20 protein-coding genes are annotated in these 19,132 nt (G+C 60.8%); 10 read left to right on the top strand and 10 right to left on the bottom strand.

The genetic code is table 11. The features are described 5' to 3' along the window. Positions 1-490: 490 nt before the first annotated feature. On the bottom strand, positions 491-706 hold the full coding sequence (locus tag YU3_RS0125925) for a hypothetical protein (RefSeq protein WP_027168937.1): 216 nt from the start codon (positions 704-706) through the stop codon (positions 491-493). Positions 707-892: 186 nt separating this feature from the next. On the opposite strand from YU3_RS0125925, the gene ubiM reads away from it, so the two are divergent. Then, positions 893-2,062: a 5-demethoxyubiquinol-8 5-hydroxylase UbiM gene (gene ubiM / locus YU3_RS0125915; protein ID WP_027168936.1), complete on the top strand. Its 1,170-nt coding sequence runs from the start codon at positions 893-895 to the stop codon at positions 2,060-2,062. Between the two features lie 149 nt (positions 2,063-2,211). On the opposite strand, the gene hemN is transcribed toward ubiM, so the two are convergent. Then, positions 2,212-3,591, bottom strand: coding sequence for an oxygen-independent coproporphyrinogen III oxidase (gene hemN / locus YU3_RS0125910; protein WP_051334093.1), 1,380 nt, complete (start codon positions 3,589-3,591; stop codon positions 2,212-2,214). A 134-nt stretch (positions 3,592-3,725) separates the two neighbouring features. On the opposite strand from hemN, the gene YU3_RS0125905 reads away from it, so the two are divergent. Continuing rightward, the gene (locus YU3_RS0125905; protein WP_027168934.1) at positions 3,726-4,472 is read left to right on the top strand and encodes a Crp/Fnr family transcriptional regulator; all 747 of its coding nucleotides are present in this window, start codon (positions 3,726-3,728) and stop codon (positions 4,470-4,472) included. A 16-nt stretch (positions 4,473-4,488) separates the two neighbouring features. Here the strand turns inward: YU3_RS0125905 and YU3_RS37605 are convergent, their stop codons facing one another. Beyond that, positions 4,489-4,986 (bottom strand): hemerythrin domain-containing protein, encoded by a 498-nt coding sequence (locus YU3_RS37605; protein WP_027168933.1) that lies wholly within the window; start codon positions 4,984-4,986, stop codon positions 4,489-4,491. 145 nt (positions 4,987-5,131) lie between these two features. Between YU3_RS37605 and ccoN the strand changes: the two genes are divergently transcribed. The 8 genes from ccoN (at position 5,132) to ccoS (ending at position 13,154) form a co-directional block, all read left to right on the top strand. After that, complete coding sequence (gene ccoN / locus YU3_RS0125895; RefSeq protein ID WP_027168932.1) at positions 5,132-6,757, top strand: cytochrome-c oxidase, cbb3-type subunit I; 1,626 nt, start codon at positions 5,132-5,134, stop codon at positions 6,755-6,757. Then, on the top strand, positions 6,748-7,479 hold the full coding sequence (ccoO, locus tag YU3_RS0125890; RefSeq protein ID WP_027168931.1) for a cytochrome-c oxidase, cbb3-type subunit II: 732 nt from the start codon (positions 6,748-6,750) through the stop codon (positions 7,477-7,479). Before ccoN ends, ccoO begins: the two co-directional genes overlap by 10 nt. A 10-nt stretch (positions 7,480-7,489) precedes the next feature. Further along, a complete protein-coding gene (locus YU3_RS0125885) occupies positions 7,490-7,639 on the top strand; it encodes a CcoQ/FixQ family Cbb3-type cytochrome c oxidase assembly chaperone (protein WP_027168930.1) in 150 nt (49 codons plus the stop codon). Positions 7,640-7,641: 2 nt separating this feature from the next. Beyond that, complete coding sequence (gene ccoP / locus YU3_RS0125880; RefSeq protein WP_027168929.1) at positions 7,642-8,505, top strand: cytochrome-c oxidase, cbb3-type subunit III; 864 nt, start codon at positions 7,642-7,644, stop codon at positions 8,503-8,505. 134 nt (positions 8,506-8,639) lie between these two features. Further along, positions 8,640-10,199, top strand: coding sequence for a cytochrome c oxidase accessory protein CcoG (gene ccoG, locus YU3_RS0125875; protein WP_027168928.1), 1,560 nt, complete (start codon positions 8,640-8,642; stop codon positions 10,197-10,199). Continuing rightward, complete coding sequence (locus YU3_RS0125870; RefSeq protein WP_027168927.1) at positions 10,196-10,711, top strand: FixH family protein; 516 nt, start codon at positions 10,196-10,198, stop codon at positions 10,709-10,711. The genes ccoG and YU3_RS0125870 overlap by 4 nt, the downstream gene beginning before the upstream one ends. Then, positions 10,708-12,975 carry a cation-translocating P-type ATPase gene (locus YU3_RS0125865; RefSeq protein ID WP_027168926.1) on the top strand — a complete coding sequence of 756 codons (2,268 nt, stop codon included), beginning with the start codon at positions 10,708-10,710 and terminating at the stop codon, positions 12,973-12,975. Before YU3_RS0125870 ends, YU3_RS0125865 begins: the two co-directional genes overlap by 4 nt. Beyond that, entirely contained in the window at positions 12,972-13,154 is a 183-nt protein-coding gene (ccoS, locus tag YU3_RS0125860) for a cbb3-type cytochrome oxidase assembly protein CcoS (protein ID WP_027168925.1), read from the top strand. The genes YU3_RS0125865 and ccoS overlap by 4 nt, the downstream gene beginning before the upstream one ends. A 164-nt stretch (positions 13,155-13,318) precedes the next feature. Here the strand turns inward: ccoS and YU3_RS37600 are convergent, their stop codons facing one another. The 7 genes from YU3_RS37600 to nifE form a co-directional block, all read right to left on the bottom strand. Next, entirely contained in the window at positions 13,319-13,585 is a 267-nt protein-coding gene (locus YU3_RS37600) for an exopolysaccharide production repressor protein (RefSeq protein WP_084508340.1), read from the bottom strand. A gap of 25 nt (positions 13,586-13,610) precedes the next feature. After that, positions 13,611-13,925, bottom strand: a complete 315-nt coding sequence (fdxB, locus tag YU3_RS0125850) for a ferredoxin III, nif-specific (protein ID WP_027168924.1) — start codon at positions 13,923-13,925, stop codon at positions 13,611-13,613. Positions 13,926-14,144: 219 nt separating this feature from the next. Next, entirely contained in the window at positions 14,145-15,005 is an 861-nt protein-coding gene (locus YU3_RS0125845) for a universal stress protein (RefSeq protein WP_027168923.1), read from the bottom strand. 232 nt (positions 15,006-15,237) lie between these two features. Then, the gene (locus tag YU3_RS0125840) at positions 15,238-15,717 is read right to left on the bottom strand and encodes a NifX-associated nitrogen fixation protein (protein WP_027168922.1); all 480 of its coding nucleotides are present in this window, start codon (positions 15,715-15,717) and stop codon (positions 15,238-15,240) included. A 17-nt stretch (positions 15,718-15,734) separates the two neighbouring features. Then, entirely contained in the window at positions 15,735-16,229 is a 495-nt protein-coding gene (gene nifX, locus YU3_RS0125835; protein ID WP_027168921.1) for a nitrogen fixation protein NifX, read from the bottom strand. Then, positions 16,198-17,577, bottom strand: coding sequence for a nitrogenase iron-molybdenum cofactor biosynthesis protein NifN (gene nifN / locus YU3_RS0125830; protein ID WP_027168920.1), 1,380 nt, complete (start codon positions 17,575-17,577; stop codon positions 16,198-16,200). The genes nifX and nifN overlap by 32 nt, the downstream gene beginning before the upstream one ends. 8 nt (positions 17,578-17,585) lie before the next feature. Next, positions 17,586-19,076, bottom strand: a complete 1,491-nt coding sequence (nifE, locus tag YU3_RS0125825; RefSeq protein ID WP_027168919.1) for a nitrogenase iron-molybdenum cofactor biosynthesis protein NifE — start codon at positions 19,074-19,076, stop codon at positions 17,586-17,588. Between the last annotated feature and the right edge of the window lie 56 nt (positions 19,077-19,132).

The following is a 19,132-nucleotide window of genomic DNA, read 5'->3' as shown; positions in this document are numbered from 1 at the left end:
ACGCGTCTCTGCCGTTCCGGGCGCATCTGGGTGGGGTCGTGAGTCGAATGCCACAGAGGGCCATACCGCTAGAGACGGGCTTGGCGCCTAAGATGAGTATTTCGCTAGGGTGCAGGTGCTGTCCCTGAGACCGCGCAGAAAGGCGATGCGGCGGCAGGTTGCTTCGCGCTTTGGCACACGCTCGACGTGAACGGGCATTGGCGCTTGCAGGCCAATCTGTCGGGTTGCCGGCTGGCAAATCGGCGAAATCGGACAGGTTTCGATCAATCTCTTGGGTTGAAATTGACCCAGATCAAGGCTCGTCCGTCAATGGCATGCTCTCCTCACCCCGTTTTCAAAGGAGAATGATATGACAGCGGAAAGCGTTTTCGTGGCTCTTGGGATTTGCATGACAGTGATGGGCTTAGGGTCCTTCGCAGTCTCGTCATCACGCATGCAAGCGGCAACTGTCCCTGGCCGGAACCGGCGGCAGGTCGCCATCACACGAGGTTTAGCCGAGCCGAAAGCCTGAAGCATCAAATATGAGATGACGACCGGTGATCAATGGGACCATGATCGCTGGGCCGGCTTCGTTCTGATGATGCAGCGGCCGGCCGGCGACATAGGAATGTCGCTTCAGCGTTGTCTGCCAGATCGTGGAAAAATCGATCCCCTGTTCTCGCGCTGAATTGCACTCCCGGACGAGCCTCAAGACGATGTCGGCCATGAATCACCTGCCTGACGTTGCTCTTACAAGGATCGTCTGAACTCGCCGGTCGGCCATGACCTGGATCAATCTCGCCAAAATTTCCTTTCTCTTGAGGGGCAACATGTCGAACGGTGCCATGCGAACGCTGTCGGGAACGCCGGTTCCACCTCTGCTCCCTTCGCATCACTACGGCGTTAGCGCGACATGACCAGCTTTGACATCGTCGTCGTCGGGGCCGGCCCGGTTGGCTTGGCCTTTGCCGCGTCGCTCGCCGCAAGTGACCTCAAAGTCGCGCTGATCGACCGCCAATCGATGGCCGATCTGGCGCAGCCCGCCTTCGACGGACGTGAGATTGCACTCACTCACGCCTCGATCAAAATTCTACGAGAGCTCGGCGCATGGGATGCCATTCCTTGTTCGGAGAAATCCCCGCTGTTTGGTGCTCGGGTGCTCAACGGATCGAACCCTTTCGCACTGAGCTTCGATGCACCTGCTGGATGCTGGAAACCACTCGGGGTTCTGGTCCCCAACCATTGGATTCGCAACGCTCTTTTCAGCGTGGTGCGGACACGGGCGCATGCACGCCTGTTCGCCGGCTGCAACGTCGTCGCCGCCCAAAGCAATCCCCGCGAAGCGACGGTGACCCTTTCGGATGGTCGACAGCTCAAGGCCCGGCTCCTCGTTGCGGCGGATTCACGCCTGTCTGCCCTGCGCGATTTGTTGCACGTCGCCGCCGAGATCAACCGGCTCGGATGCTCGATGCTGATCTGTCGTGTGCGGCATGAGGTCAACCACCACCGGATCGCGACCGAATGGTTTGATCATCGCCAGACGATCGCAATGCTGCCGCTTGCGGAGGGCATGTCGTCACTGCTTGTCACGCTTCCGGCAAACGAGGTCTCCAGGCTTCTCGTTATGGACGATGCTGCTTTTCTTGCGGAGATGACGCGGCGCTGTTGCGGACGCTTGGGCAAAATGTCACTGGCCAGCAGCCGCCACGCCTACTCACTTGTCACGACCTGGGCACATCGGTTCTGGACGTCGCGCGCCGCACTTATCGGGGATGCGGCCGTCGGCATGCATCCCGTCACAGCGCATGGTTTCAACATCGGCCTTGGCGGTCAGAATAGGCTCGCTCAGGGAATCGTGACGGCTTGGTGCAAACAAAGCGATATTGCCGATCCAACCTTGCTGCGCAGGTATGAAATCCGGCACCGGCTGACCGCCGCGCCGCTCTACCACGCCACCAACATGCTGGTTAAGCTTTACACAGACGAGCGCCCTCTGGCGCAGGCTGCAAGGCATGTTGGCCTGCGGGTCAGCCAAAATCTGCCGTTTGTCCGACGTGGAATCTCTGCCTTCCTGAGGCGTTGACTTCGCTCTTGCAGCCCGCAGCCGGATGAACGCCGATCGTCTCGGCCGACGATGGAGGCCAACACGCCCAGATCACCTTCTTGAGAGTTCGCCACAACGACGTCGCCCATGATTGGTATGTTCAAGATGCGGGGCCACACCGAACGGCTTCAGACGGCCAGGGAATACCTGATTGTTCCCGTCTCGAGATATTTGTCGAATTTCGCCGCCACGGTCCTGACCAAAGGACGGCTCTCCTGCGGCACGATAAAACTGTCGCCATCAAGTTTTAGCAGCCTGCCTGAGCCACCGATCGCGAGGCGGCTAGCCTGGCAGAGAAGCCTTTGGCCGGCTTTGCCGAAACGCTCCACCAGATCGAGCGCCGAGAAGCCGAAGTTGCACATCAGCCGTTCGATGATCCAGCCCCTTGCCAGGTCATCGATGCTGAACTCAATCCCGCGTGCCGTCACCAATTGACCGGCAATCACAGCTTTCTCATACTCGCCCGTCGCAACGATGTTCTGGGCGTAGCCTTGCCGGAAGCGGCTGATGGAAGATGGGCCAAGACCGATCAGGGTTTGGCAGTTGTCCTCGGTATAACCTTGAAAATTGCGGCGGAGGCCGCCAGTGCGCGCAGCAATGGCCAGCAAGTCGTCCGGCTTTGCGAAATGATCAAGCCCGATCGCCTCATAACCGGCGCCCACGATTAGCCGCGCGGCAAGCTGCGACTGTGCCAACCGCTCGGCGGAGTCAGGCAACCAAGCTTCGTCGATCATCGTCTGATGTTTCTTGAACCACGGCACGTGCGCGTAGCCGAACAGCGCAATCCGTTCGGGCGCCAGCGTCAGCGCCTTCGCAACTGTCACGCCGACACTTTCAAGCGTCTGGTGTGGCAGTCCGTATAGTAGATCGAGATTGACGGACTTCGCTCCGCGCGCCCGAACCCCGTCCACCACCGCCTTGGTTTGCAAAAAGCTCTGCTCGCGATTGATGGCTTTCTGCACCTTGGGATGAAAATCCTGTACGCCAAGGCTTGCTCTCGTCATGCCGATTGCGGCGAGCGCATCCAGACGGGCTTCGTCGATGTCGTTGGGTTCGACCTCGACGCTGATGCAGGCATCGGGGAGAACGTCAAACCACTCCCGCAGGGCTTTTCCCAGCGCCAGGATGTCCTCGGGTGTCAGCATGGTCGGCGAACCGCCGCCGAAATGGATGGCACGCACGCCGCCCTTGCCGCGCACTAGAGCGGCGACGGTTTCGATCTCCCTATGCAGCGCGTGCAGGAAGGTCGCCACCCGCGTATAATGCCGCGTGTGCTTGGTGTGGCAGGCGCAAAACCAGCACAGCTTGTGACAGTAAGGAACGTGCAGATACAGCGATAGCTCGTGGTCGCTTTGAAGCGTCTCCATCCAGTTGCGAACCAGACCCGCATCAACACCCGGATGAAATTGTGGCGCGGTCGGGTAGCTCGTGTAACGCGGCACGTTCTCGCGCAACATGGCAGTCAGTTCGGGATCGGTGTCGATGGCTGCGGCTGCTGTTTTTTGCATGGCGGTATTTTGCCCTCAGATGCCCGCGGCGGCCTTGATTTCGATCAAGCGTGGCGCAGGCAGGACAAACTGACGCAAGGCCTAACGAACCAGCGGTGCTATCGTGCTGCGATTATCAATCTGGGGGCGATGCGATGACCATCCAACAAGACGTCCACAGTGCGGTCATTCCGGTGCTTTGCCAATCGTGCGACGTACGGCACGGCGGGGTCTGCGGCGCGCTCGAGCCTAATCAGTTGGTCGACTTGGCCAAGACCTCCTCGAGGCATAGCATCCCAGCAGGAACCGCGCTGGTCGGCGATGCCGAAGCGGTCGAGAGCTATTCAAACGTGCTTTCGGGTGTCGTGAAACTGACCAAAACCCTTTCGGACGGACGTCAGCAGATCGTCGGGCTTCAATTCCCGCCCGATTTTCTGGGCCGGCCGTTCAAGTCGGAAAGCGTGATCAACGCCGAGACCGCGACCGATGTCTCGCTGTGCTCGTTCCCGAAAGCGGCAATCGAGCGGATGATGCGGGAGGCGCCGGCTCTGGAACACCGACTGTTCAAGCAGACCCTGATGGCATTGGACGAGGCGCGCGACTGGATGGTGACTCTCGGCCGCAAGACAGCGATCGAGAAGGTGGCGAGCTTTCTCTTCCTGATCGCGCGGAATATTGACCCGGCGACGGATACCAGCAAGGGATCGGTAACGTTCGACCTGCCGCTCACCCGTGCCGATATCGCGGACTTTCTCGGCCTGACGGTGGAGACCATCAGCCGCCAGCTGACAAAGCTTCGTGACGATGGCGTGATCCGGATCGCGAACAATCGCCGTGTCGTGGTCGATAGCGTCAGCCGGCTGCAACGCTGTTCGGTTTCTGGGGAGCTTACTGACGCTTAGCCCTCCGGTCTATTCTTCAGTTCCGTTGTGCGATAAACGGCAGGATGTGCTCCCGCTCGAATGCGACATGTCGCCGCGACGCACAAAAGAAGGCCCTTAACATGAAGCCGAGGGCTTCGGGGTTGGCGACAGCCTCCCGATACCCGACCGTCAGCAAGGCATCGGTCAAATCCTGTGCTGCGTCCTCGTCCTCAATGTGCTCGGCCCGCAAGCGATTTATCGAAGCGGCCCGCTCTCCACCACTTGCGCCGCTCGCAAACGCAGGAAATACATGCTGTTCCTCACAGGAATGGCTCATGCGGAGCAACGGCACCAGTGCGTTTGCCGTCAGCAGACACTTCAACCGATCCACCCTGGGCAGTTGATCGGCTATCGCCTCCAGCTCATCGCATATCCGCAACTTGCGATCGTGCCAGAGACAGACATCTCGGCACGGCCGGCTGCCATGAACGCAGCCTTCGACAAACGGCAAGGCTTTGCAATTAAAGGCGATTGAGCATTCGCAGCTGGCCATCAGGACGTCTCCGCGTGAATTCCACACGAAGCATTGTCCAGCTGGCGACCATTGCCCTTGACATGGATCAAGGCGCCGACAGGCCATTTGCGCAAGAATGTGGAGCGGACCGCATCCGCATCAAATCCGCCGTCGGGAACCTGATATGAAGTTTGGCACCGAGATCGTCGCTTTGAGTCTGTTCGCGTTCGCGGCCGTGGTGGCCGCCGGCTTCGGTGTGGACGCACCTTTTCGGCAACATATGTGGGTGTTGTTCTTTGTCCTTGCCGGGTTCACGGCAATCTTGTTGCGCAACATCGACTTGAAACCGGCAGCTCCGATTGATCCCTCGGCTTATATGGATGGGCCGATTCGTTACGGGACCATCGCCACGGTGTTCTGGGGCGTCGTCGGCATGCTTGTCGGCGTGGTCATCGCGCTGCAGCTGGCCTACCCGGATCTCAACATCCAGCCCAGGTTCAATTTCGGCCGGCTGCGCCCGTTGCATACGTCGGCCGTCGTCTTCGCCTTCGGCGGCAACGCGCTACTCTGCACATCTCTGTATGTCGTACAGCGCACCTGCCGGGCGCGGCTGTTCGGCGGCAATCTGGCCTGGTTTGTGTTCTGGGGCTATCAGCTCTTCATCGTCATGGCGGCTACCGGCTACCTGCTCGGCATCACCGAATCCCGGGAATATGCCGAACCCGAATGGTACGTGGACATCTGGCTGACCATAGTCTGGGTCGCCTATCTCATCCTGTTCCTCGGCACCATCCTGAAGCGCAAGGAACCGCATATCTACGTCGCCAACTGGTTCTACCTGTCCTTCATCGTGACCATCGCGATGCTGCACGTGGTCAACAACCTGTCGATGCCTGCGTCGTTCCTCGGATCGAAGAGCTATTCGGCATTCTCGGGTGTCCAGGATGCCCTGACGCAATGGTGGTACGGCCACAACGCGGTCGGCTTCTTCCTGACCGCGGGCTTCCTCGGCATGATGTATTATTTCGTGCCCAAGCAGGCCAACAGGCCGGTCTACTCCTACCGGCTGTCGATCATCCACTTCTGGGCGCTGATCTTCCTCTACATCTGGGCTGGCCCGCATCACCTGCATTACACCGCCCTGCCCGACTGGGCGCAGACGCTTGGCATGGCGTTCTCGATAATGCTGTGGATGCCATCGTGGGGCGGCATGATCAACGGCCTGATGACGCTTTCGGGCGCTTGGGACAAGATCCGCACCGACCCGATCATTCGCATGATGGTCGCGGCCATCGCCTTCTACGGCATGTCGACCTTCGAAGGCCCGATGATGTCCATCAAGACCGTCAATTCGCTGTCGCACTATACCGACTGGACAATCGGTCACGTTCACTCGGGTGCGCTCGGCTGGGTCGGCCTGATCTCGTTCGGCGCGATCTACTACATGGTTCCGAAACTGTGGAACCGGGAACGGCTCTACTCGCTGCGCCTCGTCACCTGGCACTTCTGGCTGGCGACACTCGGCATCGTCGTCTACGCGGCCGCGATGTGGGTCTCCGGTATCATGCAGGGAATGATGTGGCGCGAATACGACGAGCAGGGTTTTCTCGTCTACTCCTTCGCCGAGTCCGTGGCCGCCATGCATCCCTACTACCTCATGCGCGCCATCGGCGGAGCGATGTACCTCTCAGGCGCACTGATCATGGCCTGGAACATCACCATGACCATCCTTGGCCGCCAGCGCAAAGAACAGCCATTGCCGGGTTCCGTATCCGCTTACCAGCCGGCAAGGAGCCAGACATGGGCTTGATCAGCAAACACGCCCTGATCGAGAGAAACGCGACCCTTCTTCTCGCCGGGTCACTGCTGGTCGTGACGATAGGCGGCATTGTCGAGATTGCCCCGCTCTTTTACCTCGACAACACGATCGAGAAGGTCGACGGCATGCGGCCCTATTCGCCGCTCGAGCTGGTCGGCCGAAATATTTACGTGCGCGAAGGCTGTTACCTCTGCCACAGCCAGATGATCAGGCCGTTCCGCGACGAGGTCGAACGGTATGGACACTATAGCCTGGCCGCCGAGTCGATGTACGACCATCCCTTTCAATGGGGTTCAAAACGCACCGGTCCCGATCTGGCGCGTGTGGGCGATCGATATTCCAACGAGTGGCATACACAGCACCTGACAAACCCGCGCTCGGTCGTGCCTGAATCGATCATGCCGAGCTATGGGTTCCTCAAGGACACACCGCTCGACGTCAAAGACTTTTCAACCCATCTCGTGGCGAATGCTGATGTCGGCGTTCCCTACACGCCCGACATGATTGCAAATGCCAATGCCGACCTGAAGGCGCAGGCGGATCCTGCCGCCGACACAACCGACCTCGAGAAGCGCTATCCCAAAGCCAAGGTCGGGGATTTCGACGCCAATCCAGCCGAGGTCACCGAGATGGACGCGCTGGTCGCCTATCTGCAGATGCTCGGCACGCTGGTCGATTTCAAGACCTACGATGATGCAGCCGGCTACCGCTGAGGAGGGCGCGATGAGCTATGATTTGATGCGGGAGTTCGCCGACAGCTGGGGTCTGCTTGCCATGGTCCTGTTCTTCGTCGGCTGCATTGCCTTTGCCCTGCGGCCCCGTGGCAGAACATGGGCCGATCAAGCCGCCCGGATCCCTTTCAAGGACGACTGATCATGAGCAGCGAGCATATCGACGAGGTTTCCGGCATCTCAACGACCGGTCACGAGTGGGATGGGATAAGGGAGCTCAACAACCCGTTACCGCGGTGGTGGGTGATAACCTTCTACATCACAATTGCCTGGGCGGCGGCCTACACCATCGCCTTTCCCGCATGGCCCATGCTGACTTCGGCGAGCAAGGGCGTGCTCGGCTATTCCAGTCGCAACGACGTCAAGAATGAGCTCGCTGCGGCGGAAGCGGCCAAAGGCAAATATGTTGCCGCCATTCAGCAGAAGACGGTATCGGAAATCGCTTCCGACAATGCGCTGCGTGAATTCGCTGTCGCAGCCGGCGGCGCGACATTCAAGGTCAACTGCGTGCAGTGCCATGTCTCGGGCGCTCAGGGCTCCAAGGGCTTTCCAAATCTCAATGACGACGACTGGCTGTGGGGTGGCAAGGCCGAGCAGATCCAGCAGACCATCACGCACGGGATCCGCTTTGGCTCGGACGCGGATACTCGCCAGTCAGAAATGCCGGCTTTCGCTGACGTGCTTGAACCCGAGCAGATCGCCCAGGTCAGCGCCTATGTGGCAAGCCTTTCGGGGTCGGTGCGCGACAAGACCCTGATCCAGCCCGGCGCGGAGGTGTTTGCGGACAATTGCGCTGGCTGTCATGGCGAAAGCGCAAAAGGAAACAGGGAGCTTGGGGCTCCTGACCTGAGCGACGCGATCTGGCTTCATGGCTCGGGCGAAAGCGCAATCGCCGCGCAGGTCCGCGCACCCAAGCAGGGTGTGATGCCGGCATGGGGCGCACGCCTGGGGGACACCAAGGTGAAGGAGCTTACCGTATACATCCATTCGCTTGGCGGTGGGGAATAGGTGACGGACCTATTCCCCGCCCCCCGCCGTCAAGCGACGAGGCCCGGCTGCGGCCGGGCCTCGACACTTCGCCGCGACCCACGCTGCGGCAAAGATTGTTAACGGGCAGCTGGAGACTCTCGATTGGAGGTGTGGTGCTGGACCAAACGCAGATAGAACGGCACGAAGCCGAGGCTGTGACCTGCGTCAAGCTTCGGCAACCGCTCTATGCCGCGCGCAAGAAGATTTTCCCGAAGCGTGCTTCGGGCCGCTTCCGCCAGTTCAAATGGCTGGTCATGGCGGTCACGCTGGGGATCTACTACCTGACGCCCTGGCTGCGGTGGAATCGAGGGGCCTTCGCTCCGGATCAGGCAGTCCTGCTCGACCTTGCGAACCGCCGCTTCTATTTCTTCTTCATCGAGATTTGGCCGCAGCAATTCTACTATGTCGCCGGCCTTCTCATGATGGCCGGCATCGGCCTTTTCATGGTCACGTCTACGGTCGGGCGGGCCTGGTGCGGCTACACCTGTCCGCAGACGGTCTGGGTCGACCTGTTCCTCGTCATTGAGCGGGCGCTCGAAGGCGACAGCAGTGCCCGCATCAAGCTCGACGCGGCCCGGTGGACGGCCCGCAAGCTATTTGTACGCGGAGCCAAGCATGCGATCTGGCTCATCATCGCAGCTGCCACGGGCGGTGCCTGGATTTTCTACTTTGCCGACGCGCCGAAATTGCTCGGTGCCGTCCTCACCGGAGCTGCGGCACCGGCCGCCTATGTCACGATCGCCGTCCTGACGGGAACGACGTACCTATTTGGTGGGCTGATGCGCGAGCAGGTGTGCACCTATATGTGCCCCTGGCCGCGCATCCAGGCCGCCATGCTCGACGAGAATTCGCTGACGGTGACATATAACGACTGGCGCGGCGAACCCCGTTCGCGCCATGCCAAGAAAGCCTTGGCGTCCGGAAAGGCCGTCGGCGATTGCGTCGATTGCAATGCTTGCATGGCTGTCTGCCCGATGGGTATCGACATACGCGATGGCCAGCAGCTGGAGTGTATTACCTGCGCGCTGTGCATCGACGCCTGCGACGGCGTGATGGACAAGCTCGGCCGGGCGCGCGGCCTGGTCTCGTATGCGACCTTGGCGGACTACAACGCCAACATGGCACTGGCGACAGCCGGCGGCACCGGTGCCATCAACCCGGCGCTGATCAGGAGCTCGAGCACAACCTTCGTCAACGCTATTGCGGGCTTCCACCTGCGCAAGATTTTCCGGTTGCGCAGCTTCATCTATCTCGGCGCGTGGTCGGCGATCGGCCTGGTGCTCCTGTTTTCGCTGCTGACGCGTGAGCGGCTGGCGTTGACTGTCCTTCACGATCGCAATCCGCAATTCGTAACACTTTCGGACGGCTCGATCCAAAACGGTTACACCGTCAAATTGGTCAACATGATCGCCGCGCCGAGGACGATCATGCTCAGCCTTGAAGGGCTCGCCGGCGCGGAAATGAGTGTCGTCGGCGTCGACCTGCCAGCGGGCCGCTCATTCGCCATTCCAGTGGCGCCCGACCGGCTCACAATGCTCAAAGTCTTCGTCCGCCAACCGGCCAACCAAGTCAGCAAGCCGGCGCAAAGCTTCGCGTTTCGGATTGGGGACGAGGCGAGCTCTGAATCCGCCGAGTACACCGCCAGCTTCAATGCACCGGAGATCACCCGATGAAACCCAATGCGGTTAGCGGAAACGAATTCACTGGCAAGCACATGCTGCTGACAGTTCTTGGTTTCTTTGGCGTCGTCGTCGGCGTCAACGTGACCATGGCAACGCTCGCCAGCGCGAGTTGGACCGGGCTTGTGGTGGAGAACACCTATGTGGCCAGCCAGCAGTTTAACGGAAAGGCCAAGGAAGGACGGGCACAGGCCGCCCTTGGCTGGGCTGGCAGGTTGACCATTGCCTCCGGCGAGGTTCGCTACAGCCTTGTGGATGTCAGGGGCAAGCTGGTTCGGCTGCACGGCGTGCGGATCCTGTTTCGGCATCCAGCCTACGACGCGCAGGACGGAGCCGTCACACTTGCTGCGGCTTCAGGCGGCAATCGCCAGAGCGCCGGGGAATTCGCCGCGCCCTATAAGCCGAAGGATGGCGTCTGGATCGTCGAGATCGACGCCGATGCAGGTCTTGCCTCGCCATACCGTGATGTCCGCCGCATCATGATTTCGAAGGGAGCGCTGCGATGAGCTGCTGCGCGCCGGGCGCCGAAACGGCACTGGATGTCGTCGACCCAGTCGCGCTGCCGTCGAGCGATGAAGTCAGACTGGCCAGCCGCAGTTTGGGTGGTGGCACGCACCAGACCGCTCTATCGGTGCCGACAGTTCACTGCGGGGCCTGCATACACATCGTTGAGACGGCCCTGAGCACGCTGGAGGGGGTCGAGAGCGCTCGCGTCAATCTATCCACCAAACGCGTGTTGGTGCGCTGGCATGGCGACCAGGTGCCACCGTTCTTCGCCACGCTTGGGCGACTTGGTTATCGGGCGTATCTGTTCGACCCGGAGACCGGCAAGGGGGACACAATCTTGTCGGAGTTGATCCGGGCGGTTGCCGTTTCCGGCTTCGCCGCCGCAAACATCATGCTGCTGTCTGTCTCGGTCTGGTCCGGTGCGCAAGGAGCCACCCGCGATCTGTTCCACTGGGTTTCGGCGTTGATTGCCATCCCTGCCCTCGCCTTCGCCGGCGGCATCTATTTCCGTTCGGCGTGGAATGCCCTTCGCCATGGGCGGATGAACATGGACGTGCCGATCGCCGTCGGGATTTCACTCGCCTATGCCATGAGCCTCTACGAAACGATCACCCATGGCGAGTATGCCTATTTCGATGCGTCGGTGTCGCTGCTCTTTTTCCTATTGATCGGCCGCACGTTGGACCACGTGATGCGCGAACGGGCACGCACCGCGGTGAGTGGCCTTTCGCGGCTGGCCGCACGCGGTGCCATTGTGCTGCGCCGCGGCCGTGTCCGCGAGTATCTGCCGGTGGGAGAGATTGAAGCGGGCATGGACTTGATGATTGCCGCTGGCGAGCGCGTGCCCGTTGATGGCGATATCCTCAACGGCAGCTCGGATCTGGATTGCTCGCTTGTTTCGGGTGAAAGCACGCCTCGCATGGTCAGTCCGGGAGCGCATATCCAGGCCGGCACACTCAATCTCACTGGTCCGCTCACGCTACGTGCGACGGCGGCCGCGAAGGATTCCTTCCTGGCGGAAATGGTTCGGCTGATGGAAGCCGCCGAGGGGGGCCGTTCCCAGTATCGCAGGATTGCCGACCGGGTCGCTGGCCTCTACGCCCCGGTGGTGCATCTGGCCGCGCTTGTGACCTTCCTTGGATGGATGGCCGCATCGGGCGACTGGCATTTGGCAGGGACGATCGCAATCGCCGTTCTTATCATCACATGCCCCTGCGCGCTCGGCCTTGCCGTGCCGATCGTGCAGGTGGTCGCGGCTCGGCGTTTGTTCGATGCCGGTGTCATGGTCAAGGATGGTTCCGCCATGGAAAGGCTGGCGGCCATCGATACAGCCGCGTTCGACAAGACCGGGACGCTCACGCTTGGACGGCCGCGGCTTGTGAACGCACCATCCATCGATAAGGCCTTGCTGGCGATCGCAGCCGAGCTGGCCACGCATTCGCGCCATCCATTCTCGAAGGCGATCGCTGCTTTTTCAGGCTCTTGCAACCAGCAGAGACCGGCTTCGATCAGCGAGCACCCGGGCTTCGGTATCGAGGCCACCACCCAGGGCCAGGTTTGGCGCCTGGGCCGACGGGAATGGGCCGAATGGAAGGCGTACTGTGGTGGGGAAGGCCAGCATGGCACCTGCAGCGGGACGGTGCTTTCGAGGAACGGTGTGGTCGTCGCTTCGTTTGACTTTGAGGACGCCGCGCGTCCCGACGCCGGGACCGCGGTGAAAGAACTGAAGGATGCGGGCCTGTCCGTCGAGATCTTATCGGGGGATACCGGCAAAGCTTGCCGTGACGTGGCCAGGTCCTTGGGGATCGGCAGTTTCATGCCATCGCTTCTTCCGTCGGGCAAGGTCGAGCACATCGAGGCGCTGACCCGGGCTGGCCGCAAGGTCCTGATGGTCGGCGACGGGCTTAACGACACGCCGGCCTTGGGTGCCGCGCACGTCTCGATGGCTCCTGCCACCGCCGCCGATATTGGTCGCAATGCCGCCGATTTCGTCTTCCTGCGGGAGAGCCTTCTGGCTGTGCCTTTGGCATTGGATATCTCGCGAAAGGCAGGCCGGCTGATCCGTCAGAATGTAGCCATTGCAATCGTCTACAACGTCTTTTCGGTGCCGATCGCCATATCAGGGCATGTGACGCCACTCATCGCGGCGATCGCTATGTCGGCCTCGTCACTGATCGTGGTCGCAAACGCCATGCGGCTTCAAGCGTCCACGAAGCCTGCCCGAAAGGCGCGCACCCCTTACATGGTGGTCCAGCCCCGATGACGACGCTTGTCTATCTCATCCCGGTTGCGCTGTTTCTCGGTGCGCTTGGATTGGCCGGTTTCCTGTGGGCTCTGCGCAGCGGCCAGTACGAGGATCTCGAGGGTGCGGCAGAGCGCATTCTGATCGACCGGGACGACAGGCCGGACGGTTTGACTGGACGCGCGAAGATGCGGCCCTGAAATCAACTCGAGGATTATTCCGTCCCGGATCAGCTCGAGGATGGAGCAAACCGTCTCGCCTGCGCACATGCCGGAAATTTGCCAGCCTATCTTCGGGCAAACACGCAGCACTCTTGGCGGTCGCAACGCAGCAACGCGCTACGCCGACGCTGATGTCCGAAGATTCATTCCTCATCCTCATGGCAGGTCGGCCACTGGCGCCGATCCTCCTTGGCGCCATCGGGATGCTTAGTGTCTTGTGCAACTCTCCCAGGACGCCTTGACCGCCAGATCAGAAAGAGCACGCTTCCGAAATAGCCTGCCTGGAGAAGCAGCGCACAACTCAGCGTCTTGACGATCACCGCTCGGATGGAATGCGAGACGAGATAGACAGCCAGAGCATTGATGGACAGGATCACCGCCATGGCGTGGCAAAACATTCTGAGAGTCACCGACGTTCTCCCGTTGTCTATCAGATCATGCTGCGGCGTTGTCGGCCGCTTCATGGGTCTGGCAGTTCTTTGCACAGACGCGGGCGCAGGCTCCGCAACCGATGCAGCGGCCAGGATGGTCGACGACCATAATCATGCGATTGAGCTCGCCGTCGAAGTCATCGTCCTCATCGCAAATGCCGAGGATTTCACCCGCGTCGTCGACGCCGTAAAGATGCATGACTTCGCGCGAGCAGACCTTGAAGCAACGGCCGCAGCCGATGCAGGTCGTGCCATCGATGGCGCTCAGATATGCAGGCATCCAACTGGAACCGTCGCGGGTAACGAACGGGCTGGTCATTGTAACCTCTCCAAGGCAGCGAGTTCTCTCTTTGCAGCATCCAACTCGACAAAAACGTCGGTCGCTTGCCGACTTTCTTTTGCAGTTCGTCACGATCCGACATGACGTCCTTCCTCCGAACCGTTGCCCTGCCCCCCGCGCTGCGGCGACTCCTTGGATGACACTTGCCGAACCGTTCCGGCCAGGCTCGATTTCTTCGTGCGGCAACTGACTCGATCTTCAGCGCGCCACAAGCAGTGGCAATGGCGGTTCCCCCGTTATCCATCTGGTGACGCCGCCGAAAATCCGCTCACGCAGCCGGCGGTGGCCACAAGCGCCCAGGACGACCATGTCGGCGGACGTGTCGATCGCGTGCCGCGCGAGAGCTGTGGTGACGGGCTGGACGGGGGTCGGCAGTCGGTCGACAACCACGCGAATACCCTGCTGGGCGAGAAAGGCCGCGATGTCGATTTCCGACTCGGGGCCGTTCCCGGTTGCCTCCGGATCAATCAGGGTGACACGAACGTGCGCTGCGCCGGATAGCAGATGCAGCGCTTGCCGAACGACACGCGACGTCTCCACTCGCGAATCCCAGCCGACCAGTATGCGGCGCGGCCGTAGCGAGGCCTTGACGCCGTTCGGAACAAGGAGCACCGGCTTTCCCGATTCGAACAGGCTACCGTCTATCGCAAGTGGTCCAAGATCGTCGTCGTTGAGGAGGGAGGGGCCGATGACCGTCAGGTCTGCACAGAGTGCTCTCTGCCGCACCACGTCGCCGACACAGGCCCGGTCAGAATAATCTGTGTCAATGTCACAAGGAACCCACATTCCTTCCAGCAGGGTATGGATTTCCCTGCACCGGTGTTCCAGTCTGGCGAGATCATGTGAAAGTGTTTCGGCAGACCGTCTTTGCAGTCCGAGCATGTCCTGTTTGCACTCAAGCCACCCGGTTGAAACTGCGTCGATGGGCCGACGCAGAGCAAATTTGATGACCAATACGGACAGGCGTGCGGCAACCTCGGCACACAGACTGGCGGCGATTCTGACGTCCTGATTGGAGTGGTCAACTTCCGTGACACACAGCACCGTTTTAAAAGCCATTTCACTGCTACTTTCCGAGTATTTTTCTACTTGCCACGCGTTCCAAGCCGCATCCTGCCCTCGGCAATAGGGGCAATGGGCAATGGCGCCGCAATCGCTGCATGGTCTGCCGCGCTCCTCCCCCAGAGACTAGCCGGCCAGTTCGTGGCACCGCTTGGGGCTGGCACCGAAGACGGACCTTGCCCACCCTTGATGTTCCTCAGTACCGGCGCGCGGCAGCGAAAGCGTTCCATCACGCCCGGGCGGCGTCGGGATAGATTTCGATGGCCGCGATCGCATCATCAACCAGCCTTGTCCCAGCCTCCGCAAGCGTCCGAAACGTCTCGAACCCGAACCGATGCACGTCGCGAAGCGTCTTCGACAGAACCACCAATCGCCCGGCCGTGAGAAGCACGCGTCCGAAGCCCTCATGGCTGATTTTCATCATGGGCGATGCCATGAGGCCGGTGCGCTCCTCGATGGCTAGCCCGACAGCGGTGTAATAGACGTCGAGCCTCCACAAGACGTCCGGATCAGGATCGCCGATGATTGGGATCTCACGACGCTGTTCTTTGGTGACTATGAAGTCGGCCAGTAGTTCTGGGTCAGGCTTGCCTTCCCACGCGCCGTAGGAATCCTGCGCGCGAAGCAGCCGCACGAGACACTTGACGAAAGAGGTGGCAAGCGCCGCCTTGTCCTCATTGACTGCTGGGATCATCGCCGCATCATCCATTGTGCATTCTCCTTGATTCAATCTTCGTCATCGAAAGACGGTTTCCTTTGGCGAAGGCCTGCGCCCGCTAACACCTTGCGCAGCCAGGGCGGAGGCGTCTTCCTGAGCATCCCCTGGGTTCGCCAAAGGACGTCAGAGATGGATTGAGGGTGTGGCACTTTGATCGGATGGATTTTTGCCGTAACGAGCTTGGCTGCGGAGGGCCCGCCGATCGCCAGACAAAACAGGAGATGACAGCCTTTCAATGCCCTCACTCTCGGGGTGATGCGGTCGTCGCCTTCGGTTCGCTGCGTACCGCTCTCGTTGGAAATGTCCTCGAACTCCACTGCTTCCACGAAACTCCACCCGGCGGGCGTCACGTCGTAGACGGCAAACCGCCTGGCCGATCCGAAATGGGCGTTAAGATTTTTCAAGTCTTGTGTAGCGATCGCCACGCGTAATGCGCCAGGTCGCCTCTCCGGGGGCATTGCGTGAACCTCGTCAGGAACGAGCGAGAAGCGACGAAGCGTCATCTGGCATGTCTCGGTTGCGAAATGGATCAAGTGTCTCGGGCTTCGGTGCATGCTGGGTGGCCTGGAAAAGGTTGGCGGCTTCGAAGAGGAGGTCGCGCGTCCCTTGATAGAGGATTGTGAGCTTGTGCTGGCTGCCGAGACGGTCGAAGATCGGGAAGCCGACGCGCATGAGGGGAATGCCGAGCCGCGCTGCTGCCTGGCGCCCGTGGGAATGGGTGACAATGAGGTCAGTGCCGGCAGCAAGGGCTTCCAGATCGCCAAGATCGCCGACCTGGACCGATTCCGCTGGAATTGTCTCCAGAATCCTCGACGTCTCGGCCGTGGTGACGGCCGCCGCAATTTCGGCGCCCATGCCGACGAAAAAGGTCGCCAGTTGATAGAGCTGATCAGGTTCGGCTGCGATCGCAATTTTCTTGCCACCGAAATGGAAATGTCCGTCGAGCAAGGCATCCTGCAATTGAGCCCGACGACGGCGTACCGTGACCGGCACCGCCGCGCCAGAAATCATGGAAAGAAACGAGATAAGCCGATCGACGGCCTGCAAGCCGATCAGAGACTGAGACAACATGTACGGCACCCCCGTCAGCCGCTGCAGCGCCTCCGCCGGACAGCGCATATGCTCGCCGATGGCGATGCAATGCGCCGCGGTGCCAAGCTCGCGAATATCCTTGACGCTGGTGCCGCCGTAGGTGGTGGGAACCCAGCGGTCAGGCACCATACCATCGAGCGAGCCGGAGACGTCCGGCAGGACCACCGGCTGCAGACCGAAGCTTTCCACGACCTCGCGCAAGTGCTCGATATCAGCCACGGTGAGATTCCAGCCGGGCAGGACCGCGACCTTACTGGCCTGCCGCACCTGCTCGCCGGGCCGTGTAATGCCTTCGATCATCGCGGTGACAGCCTTGGCCCAGCCCTCTTCGATCGCGCCGTCGAAATCCGGCGTCTTGGCCAGCATGATCTCCGTCCCCGCGAGTTCTTTCGCGCGATCGCGCTTAATGCTGGCGATGTCGCTCGCGAAATCTTCACCACGGGTTTCCACCAGCGCCGTTGTGCAGACTCCGATCAGCTTTGGCTTGGTGCGGGTCTTGAGGTTCAGGATCGCTTCTTCGAGATGATCCGCCCCGCCAAGGATCGTCGCCAATTCGTCCATCGCCGTTGTTTGCAAGGGCACTGCTTCCTTGAAATGCCGCACGAAGAGCACCAAAGCGAAGCTGGTGCAGCCTTGGCTGCCGTGGAACAGGGGAATCGCGCCATCGACGCCGAGAAAGGCGAAAGCGGCACCCAGCGGCTGAGAGGATTTCAGCGGATTGACCGCCGCCGATTTGGCCTGGGGAAGGATGCTGGCCATCGGGTTCCTCAACCCTGGCCAGCGGCGTAGGCCGTGCTGCAGGCGATTTTCTCACAAGCGCGGCCGGTCGTGCTGGCGCTGGTTGTGGACGTCGGCCCATCCGCCGAGACAGGATGGCTATCCCACGGTGCCGGCTCGCGCACCTGGCACCAGATCGGGTTGTGTATGGCAAGATCGATCTGGCGTACGAGTTCAACCATGCCGTCGTAGCCGGCATAGGGATGATGACGCTCCTGGTTGATGTCGAGCCAGGGTGTCTTTGCTTTCAGCGCGACGAATTGCGTGCGCCCGCCCGACAACATGATATCGACCTTGTCTTGCGAGAGCATGGCGTAAAGTTCGGGCGGTGCCAGCGACTCGAAGATCTGGTCCTCTTCCATCAGGATCTGTGTGATGCGCTCCTTGTCTTCAACAGTTGATTTCTTGACGGAGGTTCCGACGATCTCAATGCCGATCTCCATCAGCGCATCGACGAGCGACCAGGACTTCACACCGCCGGTGTTGATGAGCACTCGCTTACCTTCCAGCCTCCGGCGGTAGGCCGCTAGCTTTTCCCAAGCGATCGCCTCCTCCTGCGCAATCAACGCCTCGGTACGGTCGACGAGCTCCGGATGGGCCCCCTGGCTGACGAGCTGGTCAGCGATCTTGCGAAGTGCTTGGGAGGTGGCTGTGATGCCGTAGAAGGACCCCTCGAAGAACGGGATGTCCCAGCGCTTCTCCAGCTTACGGGCGAGGCCGATGAGAGCGGTCGAGCACACCACCATCGTGATGCGGGCGCGGTGCGCGCAAGCGATGTCGAGATAGCGCGCATCGCCCGGAATGCAGGCGCGCACGCGAATGCCGAGGCGATCGAGAAGTGGCTTTACCAGCCAGAACTCCCCCGAGAGATTGAATTCGCCGATGATATTGATGTCGTACGGGCCGACATCATCGGGCTCAGCAGTGCCGATGACGTGATCGAGCAACGCCTCGCCGGCGAGTTTGTTGCCAAGATTTTTAGAGCCGACAAAGCCTGGTGCATTGATCGACACCACCGGCAAGCCGAACTTCTCCGTCGCGCGCTTGCAGACGGCGTCGATGTCATCGCCGATCAGCGCCGTCACGCAGGTTGCATAGACGAAGATCGCCGGCGGCGCATAAGCTTGCTTGATCTCGCGAATGGCTTTGAAGAGCTTGCGCTCGCCCTGCCCCATGACGATGTCGAGTTCGCTGAGATCGGTCGTGAAGCTTGTGCGCCACAGAGTTGACCCGGACGAAGCCGCGCCGCGGTTGTCCCAGGAATTGCCCTCGCAGGCGAGCGGTGCATGGATCAGATGCGCGACGTCGGTGATGGGCTGCAACGCAATCTTGGCGCCGTCGAAGGCGCAGCCTCCGGCTGCGGCCCCGGGAGTCAGCGGCTTCGAACAGCCCTGTTTTCGGGCGTTGGCATCCTTGCCCTGGTTCTTCTGGCAAGCGGGCTCGTTGAAGACCTGCTGAAGTTTCGCACTAGGCAAGGACATACATGGTCTCCAAAGGCCGTCGGAAGCAGCAGCCAGCCTGCGGGGCGGGCTGGCTG

Source organism: Mesorhizobium sp. WSM3224, from assembly GCF_000427725.1.
Classification (GTDB): Bacteria; Pseudomonadota; Alphaproteobacteria; order Rhizobiales; family Rhizobiaceae; genus Mesorhizobium.
Note: the sequence above shows the minus strand (reverse complement) of the source record. Positions and strands in the feature narration are given on the sequence as shown.